Below are 6,427 nucleotides of genomic sequence, written 5' to 3'. Positions count from 1 at the left end.
GCGGATCACCAATATTCATTGCAGTATTAACCGTTTTTTGCCCTCATGACTATGATTGACACGTTCCAAAATCACTTTCGTCGACCAAATTAACGAAGGAGATAGGAGCAATAGGTCAGTAATGTACTGAATAAAAAGGATAAAAAATGAAAATACATTTCCTGGGATCGGCTGCCTCTGAAGGGATCCCCAATCCGTTTTGCCGCTGTGAACATTGCCAACAGGCCCGTTTTCTCAAGGGGAAAGATCTGCGTACCCACTCTTCGGCGATTATTGATGATGTGATGTTGATCGACGTCGCCCCGGAGTTCAGCCAACAGCTGTTGCGTGATGGGCTGGACGCAAGTGGTATCACCGACCTGCTGTTTACCCACACCCATCCAGACCATTTCAACGTCGGTGAGCTGTTTAGCCGAATGGAGGGTTACGGCTTCGATATCGACCATCCATTGGAGATTTTTGGTAACGATCGAGCGATCAACGGCTGTGCTGCGGTATTGCCGGGCTACAGCAAACAGCGCTTTGGTTTCCACTGCTTGGTGCCTTTCGTCACCGTAGAAAGCCATGGCTACAAGATCACACCGCTGCTGGCCAACCACGCCAAGTGGGAGCTTTGCTACGTGTATGTGATCGAAAAAGACGGGCAGACGATTTTCTATGGCCATGATTCGGGCTGGTTCCCGGAACTCACCTGGCAGTGGCTACAGGGCAAAGCGTTGGATTTGGTGGTGCTGGAATGCACTTACGGTTTCAACGGCGACGATCGCACCGACAATCATATGAGCCTGGAAACCGTGTTTGCCGCCCAAGAGAAACTGCGTGCGATGGAGTGCCTGCATGCCGGCAGCCAGATCGTGGTGTCGCATATTTCTCACAGCGGCAAGTTGCTGCATGAGGAGCTGGTGGCAGCCTGCCGTGATAAAAACATCACCGTTGCGTATGACGGCCTGACCGTTAACGTGGCATAGGGGGATAACTCATGGACTTTAACAAGACTCCTCGCCTGCTGATCATGATGTTTGTGCAGTATTTCATGCAGGGTGCCTGGAATATGACGATGGGCCTGGTGCTGAGCACCTACGGCATGGCCGCCATTATCGGTTCATCTTATGCGCTGCTGGGATTGGCAACCATACTCTCGCCGCTGTTTATCGGCATGGTCGCAGACCGCTTCTTTGCTTCGCAGAAAGTCATGGCGATCCTGCACCTGATCAACGCCGGGGTGATCCTTTGTGTGCCACAGTTTATCGAGGCGCAGGACACCACCATGACGCTGGTGATGATCTTCCTGGTCGGGTTGCTGTTCTATCCGACTACCGCGCTGGCCAACAGCATCAGCTTTAGCCATATCAACGGCGTGAAGTATTTCCCGGTGATCCGCGTGTTTGGCACCTTCGGTTTTATGGCGATAGGTTTCATCATCGGTCAGATGGGATATTCCGGCGATACCATGACCTGGTACATTGCTTCGGCCGCTGGGGTGGCATTGGGGCTGTACTGTTTTACTTTGCCGGATACACCGCCGAAGGCCAAGGGCAGCACCTTCACCCTGCGCGATCTGCTGTGCCTGGATGCGCTGTCGCTATTTAAAGATCGTAACTTCTCCATTCTGATGCTGAGCATCTTTGTGTTGATGATCCCCAAAACGGCCTATTCCGCCTATATACCGGTATTCCTCAAAGCGCTTGGGTTTGATAACGCCGCCTCCATGATGCAGGTAGGGATCGCCTGCGAAGTGGTGTTTATGTTCCTGCTTTCGTTCTTCCTACTGAAAGCGGGCTTCAAGGTGACGTTGATGATGGGCGCAGTGTGCTGGATCATCCGCTCGGTGCTGTTCTCCCAGGCTGCGCTTGACGCCAACATGACGTTTGTCCTGATTGGCCTGATGCTGCAAGGCTTCTGCTGGGACTTCTTCTTTACGGTGGGGGATATCTATGTTGACCGTAAAGCACGGCCCGAAATCAAAGCCCAGGCCCAGAGTCTGCGCTTTATCGTCTCCAATGGTTTTGGCTTGCTGTTCGCGTCCACCATTTGCGGCCAGATCTTCAACAGCACGGTGACGGAGCAGGGGCCACAGGCGTTACCGCAGTGGGAAAGCTTCTGGCTGTTCTCGGCGATTATCGCCGGCGTTGTCTCGGTCTTCTTCTTTATTTTCTTCAAGGACGATCTTTCTAAACAGAAAACACCGGCGGCAATGAAACCCGCGAAGCAATAGGAAGCAACATGGACAGCTGGTTATCGGTGCTGGGCGGGTTGGGGCCGCTCCATCTGGCGACGGTAGGCAAGATAGTCGCGGCGTTTGTTCTGGGGGGCGTGATTGGTCTGGAACGTGAATCCAAGGGCAAGCCCGTTGGGTTTAAAACCTGCGTGATCATTGCCGTCGCCAGCTGCGTATTAACGGTGGTGTCGATTCAGTCTGCAGAGTATTACGCCGAGATCTCCGTCAATATTCGCAGCGATCCCATGCGGTTGGCCGCACAAATTATCAGTGGGGTGGGCTTCCTGGGCGCTGGGGTGATTTTGCACCGGCGTGATGACGCCATTTCCGGTCTGACGACCGCCGCGATCGTGTGGGCATCGGCGGGAGTGGGAATTGCCTGTGGAGCCAGTTTTTATTTGCACGCACTCTTGGCTACCGCACTGTTTTTACTGGCGATAAAGATCAGCCCCTATATTTTCCTGCTGCAATCGAGGAATCAATATCTGGGGAAGGTCAAAGTACGGCTGATACTTGATGAGCAGGCAGGGCTAGCCAGCCTGATGGCCCAGCTTAATCAGCAGAGAAACCTGATTGATGCAATGACCATACGTGACGTCAAAAAACACAAGATTGAAGTTAACTTTAAGCTGACGGTAAGGAAAAGGACGACCCTGGACGAACTGTATGGCTCACTGCGCGCTATGCAACACGTGTGCTTCGTCGCATTGGAGCATTAGCGGGTTTGAGTGGATCAAAAATGCCGGGTAGCTTAGCCGACCCGGCATTTTTTTGCTGGCGCTTGAACAATCAGGCTTTAACCGTGACGTTCATGCCTTTGTAGCTGACCTTCTGGCCATCAACGATCTTGCAGCGCTTACGCGTTTCGACCTGACCGTTTACTTTGACCTGCCCTTCGGCGATCACTTCTTTCGCGGCACCGCCGCTGTCACACCAGCCCTGGAACTTCAGCAGATCGCACAGTTCGACATGAGGGTGACCTTCCAGATTAAAAATTTCCATACTGCCTTAACTTAGTTAGGTTGAACGTCGTGAAATTCCTCGCAGGCTTGCAAGGTATTTTGGATCAGTGTAGCAACGGTCATCGGGCCGACGCCACCTGGAACCGGAGTAATGAAGGCCGCACGTTCGCTTGCGGCTTCGAAGTCTACGTCGCCGACTACTTTACCACTTTCCAAGCGGTTGATGCCGACATCGATCACGATCGCACCCGGTTTGATCCAATCTCCTGGGATAAACCCAGGTTTGCCCACGGCAACGATCAACAGATCGGCATTTTCGACGTGGTGACGCAGGTTTTTGGTAAAGCGGTGCGTGACGGTGGTGGTACACCCGGCCAGCAACAGCTCCATACTCATCGGGCGGCCAACGATGTTGGAGGCACCCACCACCACGGCGTTCAGGCCATAGGTATCGATGTTGTAGCGTTCCAACAGGGTGACAATGCCGCGTGGGGTACAAGGGCGCAGTTTAGGTGCGCGCTGACACAGGCGGCCGACGTTGTAAGGATGGAAACCGTCTACGTCTTTATCCGGGCTGATGCGCTCCAGCACCTTCACGTTATCAATGCCTGCTGGTAAGGGGAGCTGCACCAGAATGCCGTCAATTTCTTTATCGGCGTTTAATTTGTCGATCAGCGCCAGCAGTTCAGGCTCGGTGGTGGAGGCGGGCAGATCGTAAGAGCGGGAAATAAAGCCCACTTCCTCACAGGCCTTGCGCTTGCTGGCGACATAAATCTGCGAAGCCGGATTCTCACCAACCAGTACCACCGCCAGGCCCGGCGCACGCTTGCCGGCCGCCAGACGTTGTTTCACTTGCTCAGCCACTTCGTTTCTAACCTGCTGCGCAATCGTTTTGCCATCAATAATCTTTGCTGCCATCAGTGAGGAAATCCATCATTTAAGAAAAGCGGGGGATGGCGCTATTTTGGCAGAAGAGAGGCGCGCTGTCAGGCTTTCGATCGGGTTAATGCAGAGAATAAGCACACGATTGCGTAGCGGTTTATACATTTTTTACACCAACGGAATGATCCTCTACGCTTTTTTTACCTCCAGTCTTTTAGGCTTTACCCATTGCCCCTGGCGTTTGGGGTCTATGGAGGCAGGATCATGCAGACGATTACTCGGCTCTATCCATTGCATCAACCTGGTGGACATCCAGCAGATGAACAGCGGCATATTGGTGAAACGGTGTTTGATTCCTCCCTGCATCCGGCGCAGGTGGCGTTGTTGCAGGCATTACATCGGCTTTGTAAGCCGAAGGAGGGCCGCCCTTCCTGGAGTCAGCGTATGGCGCAGTGGTACAAAAGGGGCCACCAATGATGCGTAGCGTTCCTTTAGTGCTGGTATTGCTGCTTGCTACGCCACTTTGTCAGGCATCGATGAATACCTTGGCAGCCAGTGAGTTGCCTAGGGCAATGCTGGCGCAGACCTGTAATGTGCTAAATGCCCCGCAGGCCGATTGGGGGGATATCAACGCCGTGGTGCGATCGGCACGTGCCTGTATGTCGCAAAAAGCAGGGCAGAGGGCAAACCCACGCCCATTGGCACCCACGGTTGAACCACAAGGGGTTGATGAGACGGTATTGTGGCAGGGGATTAGCGTAGCCAGATCATCGCGTTAGGGTCACTTATCATAGTTTTTGTGTGCGAAAAATCGCCATAAAGCACCTCTGCCACCACCACAGAGTCAAAAGGCATTGACTCAATAACCTCTGACCGTATAATCCAACTCCGCAACCTCGGTTGCCGCATCCGCATTTCAATGCGCCCTTAGCTCAGTTGGATAGAGCAACGGCCTTCTAAGCCGTAGGTCACAGGTTCGAGCCCTGTAGGGCGTACCATTTAGAATCATAGACTTACTCATCATTTGTTCCTTCCTGTTTTTCAAGGTGGGACAGATTTGGGACACTAACGCCAAAAATCGCATCAATCTGGCGCGTATGTTCGGTCAAATGACTTGCTGCCAGGTGGGCATACCGACGCACCATTTCAATAGGCTCCCGTCCCCCCATTTCCTGCAGAACAGATAACGGGACACCGGCCTGAATCAACCAGCTTGCCCACGTATGTCGCAAGTCGTGGAAACGGAAGTTTTCTATCCCTGCTCGTTGCAGTGCTAGCCTCCATGCTGTATTTGAGTCAACCCCAACGATGTCAACAGCATTGAATACCGTGATTGAACCCGATGTGTTAACCGATCACACCGAGATTATCTGCTCCACCAGTATTGAACGTATCGTCACCAGTCGTAACATCGCGCTGACGCAGATTGAAGCCCTGATTCACCAACTTGAAGATATCTCGCCATCACTAACAGCATCGGTGGAGGAATAGCCAGAGACTGGGCCATGCGGCAAGACTTCCGCTGCGGTTGCTGGCTGATGGAAAAAGCAGAAACGGCCATGCCAGTGATCACCCGCAATCTTGATCGCGACCTATGGCAAGACCTGATGAAAAAGTCAGGAATGCTGTCGATCATGGATGCTCAAGCGCGTGATCAATGGTATCGAAATCTGGAGAGCAAAGACTTGCCAACTATCAGCGAAGAGAGTATCTACAGCACGTTCGAACAGTTGCATCGTGATAAGGGCGAGGTGTTTGAACGGGGAGTGATCAGCGTTTTCAAATCGCTTTCCTGGCTTTACAAGTCGAATCACCCTTGTAAATTTCGTAAGAAAATTATCGTCAACGGTTTAGTGAGTTACAACCAATGGGGGTTACGCTGAACCACAGTTACAGGCGGGATCAATTGGCGGATCTGGAGAGAATGTTGTATTTGCTGGATGGCAAGGCGATCTCAGATAACCGGGGGGACGTCACCGCTCGGCTGTATGATGATATCAGTACCCATCGGCATACGGCGGAGGTTTATGAAGATGAGTATTTTTCTATCAAGCACTTCATGAAGGGTTCAGCGCACCTGACATTTAAGAAACCGGCGTTGATAGACAAGATGAATGATATTTACTCACAGACGCTCCCCGCTCGATGATGACTCAGAGAAGGGGGCTAAAAGTGTGTTCGATAAATAACAATAACAGCATTGGATGAATAAATTTCTATGGATAACATTAATAATGCTAAACGCGTTTTAGATGAAAACTCCAAAGTGCCTGTCTCTTATACACATCTGACGCTGCCGACGATGCCAACTAAAAAAGGGGGTGGGGGGGGGGGGGGGGGGGGGGGGGGGGGGGGGGGGGGGGGG

At 52.4% G+C, this 6,427-nt stretch carries 7 protein-coding genes, 1 tRNA gene and 2 pseudogenes; 7 read left to right on the top strand and 3 right to left on the bottom strand.

Features of this window, described 5'->3' with window-relative positions:
- Positions 1 to 146 precede the first annotated feature (146 nt).
- Genes JHD74_RS25255 through JHD74_RS25245 form a run of 3 tightly spaced genes read left to right on the top strand, consistent with a single transcriptional unit; the run spans position 147 to position 2,937 of the window.
- Positions 147 to 968 (top strand): MBL fold metallo-hydrolase, encoded by an 822-nt coding sequence (locus JHD74_RS25255; RefSeq protein WP_074027794.1) that lies wholly within the window; start codon positions 147 to 149, stop codon positions 966 to 968.
- A gap of 11 nt (positions 969 to 979) precedes the next feature.
- Positions 980 to 2,215 (top strand): MFS transporter, encoded by a 1,236-nt coding sequence (locus JHD74_RS25250; protein ID WP_024528449.1) that lies wholly within the window; start codon positions 980 to 982, stop codon positions 2,213 to 2,215.
- Between the two features lie 8 nt (positions 2,216 to 2,223).
- Positions 2,224 to 2,937, top strand: coding sequence for an MgtC/SapB family protein (locus JHD74_RS25245; RefSeq protein WP_024528450.1), 714 nt, complete (start codon positions 2,224 to 2,226; stop codon positions 2,935 to 2,937).
- A gap of 70 nt (positions 2,938 to 3,007) precedes the next feature.
- Here the strand turns inward: JHD74_RS25245 and ybcJ are convergent, their stop codons facing one another.
- Together ybcJ and folD are read right to left on the bottom strand one after the other, a co-directional pair.
- Positions 3,008 to 3,220, bottom strand: coding sequence for a ribosome-associated protein YbcJ (ybcJ, locus tag JHD74_RS25240; RefSeq protein WP_021180059.1), 213 nt, complete (start codon positions 3,218 to 3,220; stop codon positions 3,008 to 3,010).
- A gap of 11 nt (positions 3,221 to 3,231) precedes the next feature.
- The gene (gene folD, locus JHD74_RS25235; protein ID WP_021805409.1) at positions 3,232 to 4,098 is read right to left on the bottom strand and encodes a bifunctional methylenetetrahydrofolate dehydrogenase/methenyltetrahydrofolate cyclohydrolase FolD; all 867 of its coding nucleotides are present in this window, start codon (positions 4,096 to 4,098) and stop codon (positions 3,232 to 3,234) included.
- 228 nt (positions 4,099 to 4,326) lie between these two features.
- Between folD and JHD74_RS25230 the strand changes: the two genes are divergently transcribed.
- The 3 genes from JHD74_RS25230 to JHD74_RS25220 all read left to right on the top strand — a co-directional run bounded on the left by JHD74_RS25230 (position 4,327) and on the right by JHD74_RS25220 (position 5,060).
- Complete coding sequence (locus JHD74_RS25230; protein ID WP_074027797.1) at positions 4,327 to 4,539, top strand: hypothetical protein; 213 nt, start codon at positions 4,327 to 4,329, stop codon at positions 4,537 to 4,539.
- Positions 4,536 to 4,841, top strand: coding sequence for a hypothetical protein (locus tag JHD74_RS25225; protein ID WP_024528452.1), 306 nt, complete (start codon positions 4,536 to 4,538; stop codon positions 4,839 to 4,841). The genes JHD74_RS25230 and JHD74_RS25225 overlap by 4 nt, the downstream gene beginning before the upstream one ends.
- A gap of 142 nt (positions 4,842 to 4,983) precedes the next feature.
- Positions 4,984 to 5,060: transfer RNA gene (locus JHD74_RS25220), tRNA-Arg, on the top strand.
- Between the two features lie 15 nt (positions 5,061 to 5,075).
- On the opposite strand, the pseudogene JHD74_RS25215 reads toward JHD74_RS25220, so the two are convergent.
- A pseudogene (locus tag JHD74_RS25215) lies at positions 5,076 to 5,360 on the bottom strand (tyrosine-type recombinase/integrase); the annotation flags it as partial.
- Between the two features lie 10 nt (positions 5,361 to 5,370).
- Here JHD74_RS25215 and JHD74_RS25210 point away from each other — a divergent pair.
- Positions 5,371 to 6,211 (top strand): annotated as a pseudogene (locus tag JHD74_RS25210) (DUF4942 domain-containing protein).
- The last annotated feature ends 216 nt before the right edge of the window (positions 6,212 to 6,427 follow it).

It is taken from the genome of Serratia sp. ASV30 (assembly GCF_016428815.1).
GTDB classification, from domain to species: Bacteria; Pseudomonadota; Gammaproteobacteria; order Enterobacterales; family Enterobacteriaceae; genus Chania; species Chania fonticola_C.
Note: the sequence above shows the minus strand (reverse complement) of the source record. Positions and strands in the feature narration are given on the sequence as shown.

Excerpts from the sequence above, each read along its gene's own strand:
- JHD74_RS25230 (WP_074027797.1), top strand. The coding sequence starts at position 4,327 with ATGCAGACGATTACTCGGCTCTATCCATTGCATCAACCTGGTGGACAT.
- JHD74_RS25255 (WP_074027794.1), top strand. The coding sequence starts at position 147 with ATGAAAATACATTTCCTGGGATCGGCTGCCTCTGAAGGGATCCCCAAT.
- JHD74_RS25225 (WP_024528452.1), top strand. The coding sequence starts at position 4,536 with ATGATGCGTAGCGTTCCTTTAGTGCTGGTATTGCTGCTTGCTACGCCA.
- JHD74_RS25250 (WP_024528449.1), top strand. The coding sequence starts at position 980 with ATGGACTTTAACAAGACTCCTCGCCTGCTGATCATGATGTTTGTGCAG.
- folD (WP_021805409.1), bottom strand. The coding sequence starts at position 4,098 with ATGGCAGCAAAGATTATTGATGGCAAAACGATTGCGCAGCAGGTTAGA.
- ybcJ (WP_021180059.1), bottom strand. The coding sequence starts at position 3,220 with ATGGAAATTTTTAATCTGGAAGGTCACCCTCATGTCGAACTGTGCGAT.
- JHD74_RS25245 (WP_024528450.1), top strand. The coding sequence starts at position 2,224 with ATGGACAGCTGGTTATCGGTGCTGGGCGGGTTGGGGCCGCTCCATCTG.